The 16,092-nt window shown below is 70.1% G+C and carries 21 protein-coding genes; 11 read left to right on the top strand and 10 right to left on the bottom strand.

Annotated features, from left to right (window positions below; all coding sequences use genetic code 11):
- Window positions 1-21: 21 nt before the first annotated feature.
- The 10 genes from ACGFW5_RS01395 to ACGFW5_RS01440 all read right to left on the bottom strand — a co-directional run bounded on the left by ACGFW5_RS01395 (window position 22) and on the right by ACGFW5_RS01440 (window position 5,764).
- On the bottom strand, window positions 22-423 hold the full coding sequence (locus ACGFW5_RS01395; RefSeq protein ID WP_393832086.1) for a hypothetical protein: 402 nt from the start codon (window positions 421-423) through the stop codon (window positions 22-24).
- A 12-nt stretch (window positions 424-435) separates the two neighbouring features.
- Complete coding sequence (locus tag ACGFW5_RS01400; protein ID WP_393832087.1) at window positions 436-879, bottom strand: hypothetical protein; 444 nt, start codon at window positions 877-879, stop codon at window positions 436-438.
- The gene (locus tag ACGFW5_RS01405; protein WP_393832088.1) at window positions 876-1,334 is read right to left on the bottom strand and encodes a hypothetical protein; all 459 of its coding nucleotides are present in this window, start codon (window positions 1,332-1,334) and stop codon (window positions 876-878) included. Before ACGFW5_RS01405 ends, ACGFW5_RS01400 begins: the two co-directional genes overlap by 4 nt.
- 117 nt (window positions 1,335-1,451) lie before the next feature.
- Window positions 1,452-1,799, bottom strand: coding sequence for an SH3 domain-containing protein (locus ACGFW5_RS01410; RefSeq protein WP_359830850.1), 348 nt, complete (start codon window positions 1,797-1,799; stop codon window positions 1,452-1,454).
- Window positions 1,800-2,002: 203 nt separating this feature from the next.
- Entirely contained in the window at window positions 2,003-2,725 is a 723-nt protein-coding gene (locus tag ACGFW5_RS01415) for a hypothetical protein (protein ID WP_393832089.1), read from the bottom strand.
- Between the two features lie 41 nt (window positions 2,726-2,766).
- Complete coding sequence (locus tag ACGFW5_RS01420) at window positions 2,767-3,456, bottom strand: hypothetical protein (RefSeq protein WP_393832090.1); 690 nt, start codon at window positions 3,454-3,456, stop codon at window positions 2,767-2,769.
- An 11-nt stretch (window positions 3,457-3,467) separates the two neighbouring features.
- Window positions 3,468-3,704, bottom strand: coding sequence for a hypothetical protein (locus tag ACGFW5_RS01425; protein WP_393832091.1), 237 nt, complete (start codon window positions 3,702-3,704; stop codon window positions 3,468-3,470).
- Window positions 3,701-4,189: a hypothetical protein gene (locus ACGFW5_RS01430; RefSeq protein ID WP_359830838.1), complete on the bottom strand. Its 489-nt coding sequence runs from the start codon at window positions 4,187-4,189 to the stop codon at window positions 3,701-3,703. Before ACGFW5_RS01430 ends, ACGFW5_RS01425 begins: the two co-directional genes overlap by 4 nt.
- Window positions 4,186-4,803 carry a DUF4913 domain-containing protein gene (locus tag ACGFW5_RS01435; protein WP_393832345.1) on the bottom strand — a complete coding sequence of 206 codons (618 nt, stop codon included), beginning with the start codon at window positions 4,801-4,803 and terminating at the stop codon, window positions 4,186-4,188. Before ACGFW5_RS01435 ends, ACGFW5_RS01430 begins: the two co-directional genes overlap by 4 nt.
- Window positions 4,804-5,008: 205 nt before the next feature.
- Entirely contained in the window at window positions 5,009-5,764 is a 756-nt protein-coding gene (locus tag ACGFW5_RS01440) for a DNA-methyltransferase (protein WP_393832092.1), read from the bottom strand.
- Between the two features lie 503 nt (window positions 5,765-6,267).
- Here ACGFW5_RS01440 and ACGFW5_RS01445 point away from each other — a divergent pair.
- From ACGFW5_RS01445 to ACGFW5_RS01495, 11 genes are all read left to right on the top strand, one after another.
- Entirely contained in the window at window positions 6,268-7,404 is a 1,137-nt protein-coding gene (locus ACGFW5_RS01445; protein WP_393832093.1) for a C40 family peptidase, read from the top strand.
- Window positions 7,405-7,543: 139 nt separating this feature from the next.
- A complete protein-coding gene (locus ACGFW5_RS01450; RefSeq protein ID WP_364130696.1) occupies window positions 7,544-7,858 on the top strand; it encodes a DUF6112 family protein in 315 nt (104 codons plus the stop codon).
- Window positions 7,855-8,547: a hypothetical protein gene (locus tag ACGFW5_RS01455; protein ID WP_393832346.1), complete on the top strand. Its 693-nt coding sequence runs from the start codon at window positions 7,855-7,857 to the stop codon at window positions 8,545-8,547. Before ACGFW5_RS01450 ends, ACGFW5_RS01455 begins: the two co-directional genes overlap by 4 nt.
- Window positions 8,548-8,582: 35 nt before the next feature.
- Entirely contained in the window at window positions 8,583-9,944 is a 1,362-nt protein-coding gene (locus tag ACGFW5_RS01460) for an ATP-binding protein (RefSeq protein WP_393832094.1), read from the top strand.
- Window positions 9,945-10,030: 86 nt separating this feature from the next.
- Window positions 10,031-11,503: an SCO6880 family protein gene (locus tag ACGFW5_RS01465; RefSeq protein ID WP_393832095.1), complete on the top strand. Its 1,473-nt coding sequence runs from the start codon at window positions 10,031-10,033 to the stop codon at window positions 11,501-11,503.
- The gene (locus ACGFW5_RS01470) at window positions 11,500-12,084 is read left to right on the top strand and encodes a hypothetical protein (protein WP_393832096.1); all 585 of its coding nucleotides are present in this window, start codon (window positions 11,500-11,502) and stop codon (window positions 12,082-12,084) included. Before ACGFW5_RS01465 ends, ACGFW5_RS01470 begins: the two co-directional genes overlap by 4 nt.
- A 41-nt stretch (window positions 12,085-12,125) precedes the next feature.
- Window positions 12,126-12,596 carry a DUF6238 family protein gene (locus ACGFW5_RS01475; RefSeq protein WP_393832097.1) on the top strand — a complete coding sequence of 157 codons (471 nt, stop codon included), beginning with the start codon at window positions 12,126-12,128 and terminating at the stop codon, window positions 12,594-12,596.
- 28 nt (window positions 12,597-12,624) lie between these two features.
- Window positions 12,625-14,139 (top strand): VirB4 family type IV secretion system protein, encoded by a 1,515-nt coding sequence (locus ACGFW5_RS01480; RefSeq protein WP_393832098.1) that lies wholly within the window; start codon window positions 12,625-12,627, stop codon window positions 14,137-14,139.
- Between the two features lie 15 nt (window positions 14,140-14,154).
- The gene (locus ACGFW5_RS01485; RefSeq protein ID WP_393832099.1) at window positions 14,155-14,724 is read left to right on the top strand and encodes a hypothetical protein; all 570 of its coding nucleotides are present in this window, start codon (window positions 14,155-14,157) and stop codon (window positions 14,722-14,724) included.
- Between the two features lie 235 nt (window positions 14,725-14,959).
- A complete protein-coding gene (locus tag ACGFW5_RS01490) occupies window positions 14,960-15,331 on the top strand; it encodes a hypothetical protein (protein ID WP_393832100.1) in 372 nt (123 codons plus the stop codon).
- Window positions 15,328-15,942 (top strand): hypothetical protein, encoded by a 615-nt coding sequence (locus tag ACGFW5_RS01495; protein WP_393832101.1) that lies wholly within the window; start codon window positions 15,328-15,330, stop codon window positions 15,940-15,942. Before ACGFW5_RS01490 ends, ACGFW5_RS01495 begins: the two co-directional genes overlap by 4 nt.
- Window positions 15,943-16,092: the final 150 nt, after the last annotated feature.

Below are 16,092 nucleotides of genomic sequence, written 5' to 3' on the forward strand. Positions count from 1 at the left end.
TCCTAGGGCGGGACGGGCGGATCAGCGGGTGCGGGTGGCAGCGGTCGCTGGAGCGGACGCGGGTGCCGCGGACGGCGGGGAGGGTGTGGCCGGGACGCGGTGCAGGCCGGCGAGGACGGCGCTGGCTGTCTTGGCGTGGGCGTCCCGGGTGGCGACGGATTCTGCGATCCGGCGCGCGCAGTCGAGCAGGTGGCCCGCTTCGAACTTGCCTATCTCGCGCTCTGGTTGGGCGAATTCACGCAAGCGCTGGAGCTGAAAGGCGATGTTCCGCTCGGCGAGCTGCACATCGCTGTAGCTGTTCGTTAGGGCGGCGAGCATGCTGCCGCGTGGATGGGTGTCGGCCTGGGCTTCGAGGGCGGCTATCGGCTGGCCGTACAGGTCCTCGATGCGTTCGGCGATGGTCTGGGAGAGGTTGTGGGGCAATCGGCGGGGCTTTCAGGGGCGGCGGGCCCGCACCGCCCCGACATGGGCGGGTGCCGGGGCGGGCGGAAGCGTGGTGTGGAGCCTGGGCTGGGCGAGCTGCACCGGTCGTTCGGGGCGGTTTCCGGGCGTCGGCATGGTGTTCAGCAGACCGGTCAGGGCGGTGGCGTATCCGTCGCGGGCGGACAGGGCCGCCTCGAGCCACTGCGCGTCGAAGCGAAGGTCTTCGGCGGACAGTTCGCCCATGTCGCGGTCGGCGGCCGTGGCGTCGTGGATGCGGTCGCGGACCCGGGCGACCTGTTCTTCGGCCACCGCCAGCCAGGAGCGCAGCTCCACGGCGCGCGTGAGAGCGGCAGATGCCTCGGGGCCGGCGGCCTGTGTGTACAACTCGCTCAACGAGGCACCGAAGGCGCGGACCAGGACCTCGTCCTGGCTGGTGATTTTGTGTACGACGCTCACCTCTGCGCTCCTCGCACAGAGACGGCCGGCGCAGGCATGATCGGCGCCGGGGCCGTCGTCAGGGCCGGACCACGCCGGGGGGCAGTTTCGGCCCCCCGCCATGCTCCGGGCCCCCGGCGGCCCGGGGAGTTCGGGTCGGTGTAGTGGCGAACCACCATCGCCCGCCCGTCACGTACCGCGACGGCGGCGTTGACCTGGTGGGCCAGCGCCATGACCGGATCGTCCAGCACGTCACCCGGGGCGGCGTCGAGGGCCGCGACGAGGGCGTCCTCGGCTTTGTTCAGTGCTTCCTGGGCCTCGGCAAGCATTCCGTACCACTTCACGACGACCGTCGCGTCGTCGCTGGCGCGGGGGGCGGCGGCCACCGCCCGTCGCAGGTCGGCCAGCGGCATCTGGAAGCGGGCCTCGATCTGATGGGTGATGACGCCCATCACATCGTCGGCGTCTTCGGGCACGGCACTGCTCCTTTCCTCGGAAATCCGTGGGGCAAATCAACGGCGCTGCATTCGCTGTTCACCGACAAAGGCAGAAGAGTGGTGCTGGCAGTTCGGTGAACTCGCTTGTCCGGACGACTAGTCGAGGCACATGTAGGCGTCGCGGTAGACATACGAGCCCGAGACCCAGCCCTTTACGCCCGTGCTCCTGTCGGTGATGTAGTGCCAGTTGCCGCTGGTCTTGTGGACCGTGAACGTGTGGCTGCGGTAGAGCACGCCGACGGCTGTGGACTTCGCGCTCGCCTGGGAGCGGATCGTCACCGCCTGCGTGTGCACGGCCCACGGTCCGGGCCGGTCACACGCGCGGCTGGTCGGTGCGGATGCCGGCGCCTGGACGGGTGCGGCGCTCGCGGACGTGGCACCGACGAGCGGCAGGGCCAGTGCGCCGAGAACGGCAGCAGAAACGGCTATGCGGGATGAGCGCATGAGGAATTGACCTCCAGGAAAGAGTGAAGGGACGCGGATACACGCCCGCGGCTGGCGCCGTGCGGGCAGTGGTTCAAGAGTCCGGAGAATCCCCGGTTTTGCTAACCGGGGATGTGCTGCTATGTTTCGCGCTTCGCCGCCCGCCGGCGCCTCTCGGAGTCCTCACGAAAAGGTGCTGCCTCCGAGGGAAGTCGGCTGTGGTGTCAGCGAGTTGGGCCTGTGCGCGACGTGGGAGCCGCAGGAAGACCGGGCATCGCGGACGGTGCGCTGGGCCGGGCCGCTGTCTGGGCGGTCGGCAGGGGGACGCCGTCGCTGGACCAGTGGGCCTGCCACCAGGCGGTGGCCTCCTCGTAGGTCGAGAAGCTGCCTTCGCGCAGGGTGCGCGTCCAGTTCTCCGTGTCGACATCTTCCAGCAGGACCCGAAAGCGCTGCGGCGCGTTCTCGTCGATGGCGGCCAGGAGCGCCGTGATCTGCGTACGGTCTGGATCGTCCGAGGTGTAGCTGGTGACCAGGGCGAAATGGTCGCCGTCCGAGGTGAGGCGAGCCTCCAGCGCCCTGGTGGCCTCGTCAGCGGGGTCCGCACCGATTCCCGGGCGCAGGGCCATGGCCTCCTCCGGGCAGCCGCGGGCGATCAGCCAGCTCTGGGCCATGGCCACCAAGGGCAGTTGCTCGTGCTGGAATCGGAAGGTGGCGGCCTCAACGTCGCGCTGAAGGTGAAGGGCCACCAGCTGCGGTTCGCCGGGGATGCCCCAGGTCACCGCCCCGTTGTGCATGACGTAGTAGCTGTGACGCTGGTCGTCGGTGTGGTGCTCGGCGAGCACGGAGAGGTCGCCTTCTTCGATCTCGATGTGCTGCCAGAACCGCTCGGCGACACGGTCGTTGACGGCGTTGTAGCCGTCGAGGCGAAAGTCAGGAGATGAGGGCATAGGGCTTTCGGGGGGAGGAGGGGCCGGCGGGGTGTGCGTGTTCAGCGGCGGGCGGGAGCAGCCGCGGGCCAGGCTCCGGGCCTAGGCACGGGAGCGGCTCCCGGTGCCGACGTCGAGCGCGGGGCGGTCAGGGCCGCGCGGCCGGTGTCGGTCAGCGTGACGGGCTGGCCTGCCGTGACGTGGTGGGAGGTGTCGCGGTCCACCAGGCCGTGTTCTTCGAGGCGCTGCATCTGGCTGTAGGGAATGCGGGTGCCGGATGCGGTGACGACGTACATCTGCTGTGTCAGGAGGTTCCGGTGGAGTTTGGCGCCCTGGGTGATGGCCAGCAGTGCGGCAACGTCGGGTGCGGGCAGGTCGGGCACCTTGCGGGGAGCCTTGTCGCGGGCGGCGGCTTCGACGGGCTCAAGCGCGGCAACAGCATGCGCCTGCCGCTCATCCCGGGTGCGGGCCGCCTCTTCCAGCAGGTCAATCGTTCGGTCGATGCGCTCGAACCATTTGCTGTCCACCGGGTACTCACCGGAGGAGAGGCTGTTGAGCTGGGACCGGTAGACGGTCACGCTCAGCTCGGCCTGGACGAGGGCGCGGTGTGCGTCGACGAGGCGCGTGTGCGGTTCGTCGAGGAGGTCGCGGTCGCGGTGCTGCCACAGGCGGTCGATGCTGTGGCCGACAGCCGCCTCGATCCGGAGGTCCAGCTGGGTGAGAGCCTTTGGCACGGATGTGTTGCGGGGCACTTGCAGACCTCCTACAGCTCGTCGCCGGCGGGAGCCCGCAGGAGGAAGACGTCGGTGAACTGCTCACGCTTCCCCGCCCGGTAGCGGGTCGGCTCAACGCCGGCCACGGGGAGCATCTGCACGTCTAGTTGCCTGCCGCGGCGTCGGGGGTGCGTGATGGTCCGGTGGTGCGGGTTGTCCTGGGGGATGCCGAATCCGGTGGGTGCGGCCGTGCGGTCGTTGGGGACGGAGGGGAAGGGGGTCGTCAAAGAGTGCGGTCCTTCGGGGTCGAGAGCTGGGCGGGGCGGGGCAGACCAGGCACTGCGGAGGGCGGCGGACCCGGCTTGGGCAGTGCGCGGCGGGCCTCCAGTTGCGGAGAGCTCGTTCGGGCGGCGTGAGCGAGCGCACTGGTGGGGCGCCGGGTGATGCCCAGGCGTTTGCGGGCGACGGTGTACACCTCGTGGCGGTCACGCGGGCGTACGGCCACCACATGGATCTCGGTGCGGTGCGCCGAGGTGGGCGGGGCCGGGCGCTGGGCGTAGACGATGCGCCAGGCTTTGCGGCTGTCGACGTACAGCTTGCGGTAGTCGGCGAGTTCGCCGAGCAGTTTGGGGCCGAACCGCTGGGCGTTGACCACGTCCTGGATCTGGGCAAGGGCCAGGTCGCGGATGTCGCCTGGGGCGGCCAGGAGGTCGGTCAGGGCGCGCGGGTCGAAGGAGAGACCGAAGGCGGGCTGGTGCTCGGGCCCGCTCATCCGGCGGCCTGGTCCGGCTTGCCGGGCTCCGGCCGGTCGCCGGCGGCGGCACGGACGGTGCGGTGAGAGGAGGCGGGGCCGGGCAGCAGGCGGTGTGCGTCGCGGTCGGGGTCGGTCTGGCAGGCCGAGAGCGGTCCGCCCGCCGCCCGTACGTGGGCCAGGCAGTGGGTGAGGAAGTCGCGGTGCCACACGAACATCCCGGACGGCCCGGCCTCGGGGTCTTTGTGCTGCAGGTAGGCCATCCACAGGGCGTGCAGCCAGGCGACGACGTCGTCGTGTTCCTGCCACTGCTTGCACCACGGGGCGGCGGTGGTGACCTCCGCGCCGTAGGTGTCGATGAGGAAGCCGTCGACCCAGTCCGTCAGTGCGTCCAGTTCGTCCTCGTACTCCTCGCCCTCCAGTTCCAGGATCGGGCGCGGCTCGGGCGGCGCCTGGAGCGGTGTTCCCGGCATCCCAGGCAGGCTGGGCAGGCCGAACGCGGCGAAGGCCGCGGGGTCCGGAGGGGCGGAAAGGCTGTCGAGCTGGCGGGCCTGCTCGGCCTGCTGCTCCATGAGCTTGCGGACGGTGGCCTCGACGCTCTCCAGATTCGAGTCCGGCAGCCGGACGGGTTCCATTTCCCCGTCGTCAGGGGTGTTTATGGATTCGGGCACGAAAGGGGTCTCCTTGAAGCCGCAGCCGTTGGTGTGTGAATGACGGCTCCACGATCCGGAGAACCCCCGGTTTCGCTAACCGGGGATCCGGTGCTACAACGCATCGCGCGGCACGGGGCCAGACGGGGGCATCAGTCCGCTATCGCCCGTGCCGGGCGGCGGTAAAGCCCTAGGCGGACAGGTCGAAGTCGTCCTGGGACAGGTTCTGTTGCACGGTCTGGGTCAGCCGGTCGGCTGCGATCTCGGCGTATTCGCGGGTCTTCTCCACCCCGATGAACGAGCGGCCTTCCAGCAGGGCTGCGACACCGGTGGACCCGGATCCGGCGGTGAAGTCCAGGACGGTGCCGGCCTCGGGACAGATCTTGACCAGCTCCCGCATCACCTCCACTGGCTTCTGGGTGATGTGCTGGCGGTTCTTGCCGCTGGGCTGGGAGGCGGAGTAAAGGCCGGGCAGGTAGACCGGGTTACGGGACCCGTCGATGGCACCCTTCGAGCCCCAGATGATGAACTCGCAGTTCTGGGTGAAACGGCCCTTCTGCGGCCTGGCCTGCGGCTTGTGCCACGCCAGCACGCCGCGCCACAGCCAGCCGGCCGCCTGCAACGCGTCCGTCGTCGTCGGCATCTGGCGCCAGTCGGTGAACAGCAGAGCGGTGCCGCCCGGCTTCGTCAGCCGGTGTGCCTCGGTCATGATCTGGGTGAGCCAGAAGCCGTAGGAGCGCTGGTCCATGTTCTCGCCGGTGAAGTCCGGCAGTGCATGCTGCGCGTCAGCCGAGGTGTACTTCTGCTTCGCGCTGCGGCTGGTGCGCTCCTTGGCCGTCCGCCCGCCGGAGTTGTACGGCGGGTCGGTGATGACGGAGTCCACACACTGGTCCGGCAGTGTCGCAAGGACGCTCAGCGCGTCGCCCTGGTGCAGGGAAAAAGACAAAGAGATACCCCAAATCGGCTCGGGTGAGAGTGGGCTGAATTGCTCCGGCTCGCACACGAAACCCGGCGGTAGGACGCGGGCACGGTGATGCCCGCGGTCCGCGATGCGGAGTGTGCGAGGGAGGAGCCCAAACCGTAGGGCACGATTCCCGGTGGAGCGGTGCCGTTGGGCGAAATTCCCGGGAAATTGTTTCCTGACAGAGCGTTATGCCGCTCACCGGGGATCTGTGGCTACGGTTTTGGAGCCCGGCAGCCATTGTCGACGGCTCTTTCCCCCGCCCCCCGAACCGAAGTCCACCATGCCCAGCTCCGCCTGAGCCTGACCGCCGCACGCATCGCGAGGTGCAACTCGCCGCGTGCGCCGGACCTCGGATCTCCCCCCTCCGGCCGCAGCGGCCCTGCCCAAGCACGCCCGCGCGGACAGGACTTCACCCTTCAAGGACGCCTCGTGACACCTCTCTCCCCTCCCCTGCCTGACACTCCGCCGCCGGGAGGCGTGCTGGATTGAAGGCGATAGCCGCCGGCATCGGCGTCGTCTTCCTCTCCCCCATGCTGCTCGCCGGCACGGCCATGATGGTGGCCGCCGCCTCCAGCGAAGCCGCCGAAACCACCAGCTCATTCAGCAACTGCCTGGGAGACGTCGACACGGACGCCGTCACCCAGCAGGTGACAAAGATCCTCGACGGTGCGTCCGGCACGGACGTGAAGGTCGAGGGCCTGTCCCTGCCCGCCGAGCAGGTCCCCAACGCGCGGACCATCGTTGCCACCGGCCGCTCGCTCGATGTGCCCCAGCGCGGGCAGATCGTCGCGCTCGCCACCGCGGTGCAGGAATCACGTCTGCGCAACCTCGACTCCGGCGACCGCGACAGCCTCGGGCTGTTCCAGCAGCGTCCCAGCATGGGCTGGGGCACCGCCCAGCAGATCCGCGACCCGGTCTACGCCAGCGAGCGGTTCTACAAGGCGCTGCTGGAGGTCAAGGGGTGGCAACAGATGACCGTCACCCAGGCCGCCCAGGCCGTGCAGAAGTCGGGCTTCCCGGACGCGTACGCGCAGTGGGAGCCGCTGGCCACTGCCTTGCAGAAGGCCATCGCCGCCACGTTCCCCGGCGGGGAGAAGGACCAGCCCGCCAAGGACGGCGACACGGCGAAGGACACCAAGGCCCCAGCGCCCGGCTGCGGACCGGCTCAGGACGGATCCGCCTACGGACGCATCCCCGAGGGCAGCGTGCCCAAGGGCTACACGATCCCGAAGGACGCCGATCCTAAAGCGCGTACGGCCATCGACTGGGCGATGCACCAGCTCGGCACGATGTACCAGTGGGGCGGCAGCTGCACGGCCGCGCACGGTCCCGACCCGATGGGCCGCTGCGACTGCAGCAGCCTCACGCAGCAGGCGTACGCCAAGGCCGGTATCAACCTGTCCCGCACCACGTACACGCAGGTCAACGAGGGCAAAGCCGTCTCGCCCGACAAGCTACGGCCTGGCGACCTGATCTTCAGCCGCGGCAGTGCCGCCGTACCCGAACACGTCGGGATGTTTATGGGGGCCGGCCTCGTCATCGAGGCACCCCGCACCGGTAAACCGGTCCGCATCACCCCGCTGAAGGACTGGGCGATTCTTGCCGCCCGCCGCGTCACCTGACGCCGCCCACCAGCCAGGAAGCACCGCACGGGCCTGGCCAGCCGCTTCTCGGCGCCGTCCGCGCGACTTCCCCTCTCGCCTCTTCCCCTCTTCGCCGGGCCGCACGCGGCCTGCGCACGCAAGGAGTCCCGCCACACCCATGCCCCTGCCTCTGTCAGACCATTTCATCCGGCTCGCCTACGACCCCGGCATCTCCCCCCAGGGCGGCGGCCTTCCCGGCCTGAGCGTGCTGAAGAACGTCGTCAACTCGATCAACATGTTCGGGATCATCGCCGTCGTCGGGGCCCTGGCCGTCTCGCTCGGCGTGTGGGCCTGGGGCCACCACACCGGCGGCCACCAAGCCGAGGCCAACGGCAAGAAGGGCGCACTCGTCTCCGCCGGCGCAGCCCTCGGCTTGGGCGCGGCCAATGGCATTGTCGCGTTCTTCAGCGCCCTGGGATCGCAGGTCCACTGATGAAACGTTTCCCCTCTCTCTCCCTGTCCTCCTACGGCGTCGGCTGGTCGGCCAACCGCCGCATCGCGATCATCGCGATCACCCTCACCGTCCTGCTGGCGCTCGCCGCAGCCGTCGCGCTCTTCGCCGGCCACGACAGCAGTGGCCCAGAAGCCGGAGCCGGTACGCCGTCCTCGACGAGCAGCGCCTCGCCCTCCGAGCAGGCGCCGAAGCCGGGCACGGGGACGGGGTCGGTGCCCAAGCCGCCGCAGGTCGCCGAGCCGGTGGCCTACGCCAAGGCCGCCGCCCAGATGCTCTGGTCCTACGACACCCGCAACACGACGCGCGACCAGCAGCTCGCCGGCATGAACGCGTGGATGACCAAGGAAGTCACGTACGCCGACTGGACGTCGGTCACCGCTCAGGTTCCGGATCCGACGCTGTGGTCGCGCATGGCCGACAACGCCCAGCACGCCAGCGCGACGGTCACCGAAGGCCACTTCCCCTCCGCGTTCAAGGCGGCCCTGACCGAGGACCCGTCCGCGATCACCAAGGCGTACATCTACGTCGTCACCGTCAACGGCAAGCAGCAGATCGCCTGGAACAAGGGCGGCGCAGGAGCCGAGGACCGCGCCGTGACCCTGGCCGTCCAGTGCCGCCCCGGCCAGGACTGCACCCTGGCCGCCATCGCCCCGAGCGTCACGCAGTGACCCGCGCCTGACACACGAAAGGAGACCAACTCCCCGTGGGTTTCTGCGATATACCCCTCGCCGAGAAAATGTGCGGCCTGGCCGGCGCCACCAAGGGCGCGGTCGACTTCGCCACCGATCCGGGCAAGGTCATCGGCGACTGGATGGCCAAGTCCGCCGGCGAACTCGCCTCCGCAGCAGCCGATCTCGCCGCCAAGGCCGTCAACGCCACCACCCGCGTCGATCTCAACGCAGGCTGGTTCCGGTCCAACTACGAGCTGCTGCTGCCGATCGGCCTGATCATCCTCGTCGCCACCTTCTGCGCCCAGCTGGTCCGCGCCGCGATGAAACGCGACGGCCAGGCCCTGACCCAGGCATTCACCGGCACAGCATCCGGCGTGATCTTCGCCTTCAGTGCCATCGCCCTGACCACGGTCGCCATCGAAGTGGTCGACGCCCTCTCCGACGGTCTGTTCAAAGCCTCCCACCTGTCGATCGAATCGGCGGTCCGGCGCATCGTGAAGGTGAGCGCGATTCCCGCGCTGAACGGGATGGGCTGGCTCGTCGCGGTCTTCGCCGCCGTCGGAGCCGCCATCGGAGCGTTCCTCTACTGGTGCGTGATGATGGTCCGCAAGGTCGGCATCCTCGTCATGGTCACCCTGGCCGTGTTCGCCGGTGCCGGCGGCGGCTGGGAGGCCGCCCGCCGCTGGCGGCGCGGCTGGATCGAAGCGACCGCGACCCTGGTCGTCTCGAAGCTCCTGATGACTGTGATCTTCGTGCTTGGCATCTCCGCCATGGGCAAGACCCAGGCCGCGGACGGCCTGGACGCACTCGCCGACGTCATGTCCGGCATCGTCATCATGGTGCTGGTCCTGTTGTGCCCGTACGCCACGTTCAAGTTCGTGCACTGGGCCGCAGAGGGCTCGGACGGCGAAACGATCCACCGTGCGGGTGGTGCCGGCGCGCAGCTCGCCCGTCAGCACACCGAACGCGCGGGCCGGAAGGCCGCCGCGATGTCGGCCACCGCCGGAACCGGCGGCGCGGCAGCCGGAGCGGGCGCCGCCCCGCAGGGACCTGACGCGGTGCCCGGCGGCTTCCCCGGCGATATCGCCTCCAACCCGTCCGGTGGCAGCGGCCAGGACAGCGGCGGCTCGGGCGGCCAGGGCATGAAGGGCGGTCTGGAGAAGGCCGTCCAGCCTCCGCCCACGCGCGCCACTGATGACACCAGTGGCCAGTTCGGCGGCGGTCCCGGCCAGGGCAGGCCCGGCTCAGGCTCCCCGTCCGGCGGCGGGTTCATGTCGAACCCGGCAGGCTCCACCATGCCCCCGCCCCAGGGCGCGCCCCCGGCCCCGAACTCCGCATCCTCGCTGGGTGCCGGCGGCGCCGGAGCGCCCCCGCCTCCGCCCACTGGCATCTGACCCCGACCCGCTCATGCCGGAGCGGCGCACACGATGCACTTCGTGTGCGCTGCTCCGGCCCGGCCCGCGCACCACCGGAACGGCCCTTGTCTGAACTCTCGATCACTCCCCTCACGGTCAAATTCCCCCACAGGTCCAAGCGCGGCATCCTGCTCGGCCTCACCCTCCCCCAACTCACCCTGGTGTCTTTGGCGTTGGCACTGCTGCTGGCCACCTTCGTCAGCACCGGGCTGCTCGGCGCGATCGTGCTCGCCCCGCTGTGGGCCGCAGTCACCGCCCTGGTCGCCATCCGCCGAGAAGGAAAGTCACTGATCGACTGGGCGCCGATCGTCGTCCGCTTCACCCGACGCCGCCGCAGCGGGCAGACCCTGTGGCTCGCCCGCCCGGTCACCCGCCCTCGCCACGACGGCACCCTCCACCTGCCGGGCACCGCCGCCTCCCTACGCGTCGTCACGCCCTCGGACTCGGCCAACGGCGCCGCCGCCGTCCACGACCCGCACCACCAGACCTTGACCGCCGTCGCCCGCGTCTCCAGCCGGGCCTTCGCCCTGCTCGACCCCGCCACCCAGAACCACAACGTCAGCGGGTGGGGACGAGCGCTCGCGGGCATCGCACGGACCGGCCACGTAGCCTCCGTACAGGTGCTGGAGCGCACCGTGCCCGACAGCGGCGACACCCTCGCCCGTCACTGGACCCAGCAGGGCTACCCCAACGCCCCGGTCGCCGGGCAGGTGTACTCCGACCTGGTCGCTTCCGCCGGGCCGGCCGCCGCCCCACACGAGGCGTATCTGGCCATCTCCCTCGACCTCAAAGCCGCCAAGCGCCTCATCTCCCAGGCCGGTGGCGGCCTCCCAGGTGCGTTCACGGTCATGGAACAGACCACCAGCGCCATCGCCCAGGCCGCCCGCAGCGCGGGACTGATGGTGACCGGCTGGCTTAGCGCACGGGAGATCGCCGCCGTCATCCGCACGGCCTACGATCCCAAGGCACTCTCCGCCTTGCAGCAGTGGTCCCCGAGCGGGCGCGCCGAAGCCGACCCGGCCGCTGCCGGACCGGTCGTCCAGGTCGAGGAGTACGACCGCCTCGCCACCGACTCCGCCCGGCATGCCACGTACTGGGTCGAGGACTGGCCGCGCACGGAGACCGGTGCCGGATTCCTGCACGGGCTGATGTTCACCGCCGGGGTCCGGCGCAGCCTGTCCCTTATTTACGTGCCCCAGGGGCTGGAGTCGGCGATGCGCGATGTCCAGAGGAAGAAGGCGGCGATCATCTCGGATGCCGCCGAGCGCTCCCGCCGCGGGCAGGTCGACAGCGAGGCCGACAGCGTCGAGTACGCCGACGTCAAGGCCCGCGAACGCCAGCTCATCGCCGGCCATGCCGACGTCGCCCTGACCGGCCTGCTCACCGTCTCCGCCGGGACCGACGCGGCGCTGGATGCTGCGTGCGCGCAGATCGAGACCGCCGCCGTCACCGCCCAGGTCGACCTGCGCCGCCTCTACTACCAGCAGCCCGACGCCTTCACTCTCGCAGCCCTCCCCCTTGCCAGGACCGCCCTGTGACGGCCCGGCCCGCTCCGGACGCGCTCGCATCAGCGGGGTACGACGATCTGGTCGCGCTGCTCGCGTCCGTCAAGGAGATGCAACGGCGCCACCGGCAGCGCCTCGACGTCCACCGCGACGCCGACGGTGCGGTACTCGAAGGCGAGTACGCCGCCTACGAGGACGTGCGCTACGAGACTGCGGTCGAAGCCGCCGATGCCCTGGACTCTCTGGCGGCGCAGTTGGAGCTCGTGTTGACCCCGCGGCCCTCCCGCGCCTTCACCATCGCACTGCGCAGTCCTAGCCTCAAGGAGGGCGCGCGGTCCACGCTCTTCGTCGCCAACGACCGCGACCTCGACGACGCCTATCGCCCTCTGCTCGAACTGCCCGGTCTCCGTCGTTGGCTGGAGGAGTACGACATCGTGGGCGCAGCCGACGGCTCCGGCACCTACCTGCCCGCCGAGAGCCATCCCGGTGTGTGCGCTTCCGGCTCGTACATCGACCTGCGCGCCGAGCAGGCCCCGGGCCACTCCGCCCGTACCTCGCACCACACTTCACTACCGCCCGGCCCGCCCGCCATGGGCCCCGGTCGCCTCCGGTGACCTCTTCTCATCCCTGCCCGCGGGCAGGAAGGACTTCCTCGTTGACCTCGACTCCGTACGTCGCTGACGCACACCCGTACCTGCGTGCCGCCTCCACAGGACTGCGCCACCACACTCGCACCCTCACCCAAACAACCCCGGCCGTTGCGGCCGACCGTGTCCACCTGGATGCGCTGCACGCCCATCTCACCGCCCTGCACCGCCTCCTCGACCACCTCGCTGAGGCGAGCCGCCCCGCGCACCCCACCGCGGGCCGCCACCTGAGCACCGCACACCTGCGGCTCTGGCAGGCCACCGCCGCCATCCACGACGCCTTCCACGTACTGCCCACCTCGCCCGACGACGCCGGCGGCACCCCGTGTGAGCCCGATCGGCTACCGGAAGGGCCGCCGGTGCTGACCATCTGCCAGCGCCACCTCATCTCCGGCCACGCGATCCGCCGCAAGACCACCCCCACCGACCTCAATGCCCCGCTCCACGGCCACACCCGCACCACCGGCTGCGCCATATGAGCAAGCCCCGCCGAATCGAGCACCACCTGTGACCCACCGGCCCGCCCGCCGCGCTCGCCGCGCCTCTGCCAGCCCCCTCTTCACCCCGAACGGCACCGACCGCGCCAGCCGCAAGGCCGCCCGCAAACAGCTCGCCGAGGCCGCCGCCAAGGCCCGCGCCGAAGCCGCACTGCACCCCGCCAGCCCCGAACAGGGTGAGCAGCAGACGCCGCCCGCCCTGTTCCCACCCGGCGGCCGGCCCGGACCCGCCTCCGCACGCGGCAGCAAGCTCAAGCTGCCCGCGCACCGCATGACCACCGCCACCGTCGCGGGCGCCTATCCCTTCCTCGCCGAAGGCGGGCTCGGCGCCGAGGGCATCTACATCGGCCGGGACATGCATGCCGAGGCGAGTTTCTGTTTTGACCCGTTCGCGCTGTACGGGAAGATCGAAGGCTTCACCAACCCCAACGTCCTGCTCGCCGGGGTCATCGGCCAGGGCAAGAGCGCCCTGGCGAAGTCCTTCGCACTGCGGTCCGTGGCCTTCGGCTACCGGGTCTACGTCCCGTGCGACCCCAAGGGCGAATGGACCCCCGTGGCCGCAGCCCTCGGCGGCACCTCCATCGCGCTCGGCCCCGGACTGCCCGGCAAGCTCAACCCCCTGGACGCAGCCCCACGCCCGCCGTCGGTCTCCGAAACGGACTGGGCAAACGAGATCCGCAAACGGCGCCTGCTGCTCCTCGGCTCCCTGGCCCGCACCGTCCTCGGACGGGACCTGCTGCCCATGGAACACACCGGACTCGACGTCGCCCTGGACGCCGTCGTCACCCGCGCCACAGCCACCGGCCGCACCCCGCTGCTCGGCGACATCGCCACCATGCTCAACAACCCCGACGACCTCGACGTCGCCGGCGGCCTGATGTCCGGCCGTCTCGGCGATGCCTCCCGCGACCTGGCCCACGCCATGCGAAGGCTCGTCCACGGCGACCTGGCCGGCATGTTCGACGCCCCCTCGACCGTGATGTTCGACCCCAACAGCCCGATGCTCACCATCGACCTGTCCCGCCTAGGCGGTTCCGGCGACGACACCGCACTCGTCCTCGCCATGACCTGCGCCTCCGCCTGGATGGAGTCCGCACTCTCCGACCCCAACGGCGGGAGGCGTTGGATCGTCTACGACGAGGCATGGCGCCTGATGCGCCACCCCGGCCTGCTCCAGCGCATGCAGTCCCAGTGGAAGCTGTCCCGCGGCCTGGGCATCGCCAACCTGATGGTCATCCACCGGTTGTCCGACCTGCTCACCGCCGGAGACGCAGGATCCCGCGGGCGCGCTCTGGCCGAGGGCCTGCTCGCTGACTGTTCCACCCGCATCATCTACCGCCAGGAAACCGACCAACTGCACGCCGCAGCAGTCCTGCTGGGCCTTACCTCCGTGGAGAGCGACGCCATTTCCCACCTCAACCGCGGAAGGGGTCTCTGGAAAGTCGCGGGCAGATCCTTCATCGTGCAACACCAACTACATCCACATGAATTGGCCCTATTCGATACGGATGCCCGAATGCATTGACCGCCCGGGAGTTCCATGAATTTCGATGTGCAGCGCGAACTGATCCCCCGCAACACCACCCTCCACCTTCTCGACACGCTCGACGCCATGAAGACCAAACTCATGGCTGCCGCTGAGCAATCGCAGCTGCTGGACGAGACCGGCCATGTGCCATCCGCCCCGTCCTATGCGGACCTCCTACAGCACGCCGTGGGGGCACAAGCCCTCTCCCGCGATGTCCTCCAGCTAACTGCCGACTTCGCCAGGAGCACCTACAGCACGAACCGTGCCGGCAGTGCTGTCCTCGCCCATCTCGCGACGGCAGCCGCCATGTCGACCCACGCGGCGCCGTACTTCGCCGAGACCGCCGAGAGCGCCCTTGCCCTGCCCCGGACCTCCAGCGAGGCTGCCCAGGAGCACCTGGGGAATCGCATGGTCATTGACCACGCCACCGCCCGCGCCTACCTGCGACGCGCCTCGGAATCGCTTCGCAACGCGTCGAACGAACTCGACGCCCACCTCGACTTCCACCGGTTCTTCCCCGCGTCAGCCCGACAGCAGAACCCGGCGGCACCACCGACCCGACCCAACACGCGTCGGCACTAAGGCGTATTGCCACATTCACAAGCATCGCCCGCTCAAGGACTTTCCCGAACGGCCGCGTCATTCCCTTCCCCTCTGGAGCCCTCACGTTGATGGAACCGCTCTACAGCAGTCCGCCCACCGACGTCGCACCGCACCGGGTCTAGCTGCCCGCCCCGCTGTCAGGAGATCCCACCTGTCCACCCCCTCAATCCCCACCCCGGGTTTCACCACATCCACCGACCCCAACGCCCGTTACGTGTACGGCCGTCAGGTACTCGCGCTCACCGACCTGCTCAACGGCACGACGTCCTACGAGCACGCCGCAGACCTCGCCGAACAGGTCCTGGAGCCGACCGACGGCCTGCTGGAGCGGCTCGCTGAGTTCTTCGAAGCGGCAGCCGAGAAGGTCAGAGAGTCCGACCACGACGACGCTTTCGACCTCCACTACGACCTGGAGGACGCCGCGTCCACTTTGCGCGAGCTCGGCGAAGATCTGCACGTCGCCGTCGACCGCATGCGCGCCCTGGCCCCCCGCCCTCCATCGCGCCAGACGGCCAGCGTGGCTGGGGCCGGTTTCGGCGTCGGCCTGCCGGCGGCGGTGGCGCCCCCAGCTGGTCGCACCCGGTGACGCCGCCCGAGCTGCCCGGTCCGCTCACCGGCCTGGACCAGGCAGCGCACCTGCACTCGCTGGCCGAGCGCATCCATCATGCCGCCGACGATCTGCCTGCTCCGGAATCCGCGCACTCGCTCGCCAGCATCAGCGAGGAGGTAGAGGACCAAGTCCGCGTCGTCGCCAGCATCTTCTCCTCGCTCGCGCATGAAGCCGCCGTCCATGGCCGGGCGCCGAAGCGGCATCGCGGCGCACCGGACGCCCTGGTCCACCACAAGGTCGTCCTGATGACCCGCGCGGCCGATCCGCTCGGCTGGGCCCTGGCCAAGCTGGGCGAGGCCGTCGTTCAGATCGGTCGCCTCCATGAGATGAGCGCCGGCCCACGTACGCCGGAGCGGACCAAGGCACTCAGCCGCGCACGCGCGGACCTCGACGAACGGCTCCAGAGCGCTCACCGGCACCTGACCGGCGCGGCCAGCACCCTGCACCGGAACGCCGACCTGCTCGTTGCCGCGGCCAGCGGCACAGGCCGTGCAGGGCTTCCTTCTCCCGTTCACCGGACTTGGCCGCCCGACGCGGCGCCCGTGTCTCCGCCGGTATCGCCCAACTCCTCCAGAACCCTCCGCTGACCTGGGGGAGATCATGCGCCGACCCGCTGCGGGCCAGCTTCGCCCCTGCGTCACCAGCCAGGGGGCGAAACATAGCGGGCAATCCCCGGTTAGCAAAACCGGGGATTGCCCGGACCCTAGAGGCGAATCACCTACCCCCCTTCCCCAGGA

It is taken from the genome of Streptomyces sp. NPDC048416, assembly GCF_043200435.1.
Classification (GTDB): domain Bacteria; phylum Actinomycetota; class Actinomycetes; order Streptomycetales; family Streptomycetaceae; genus Streptomyces.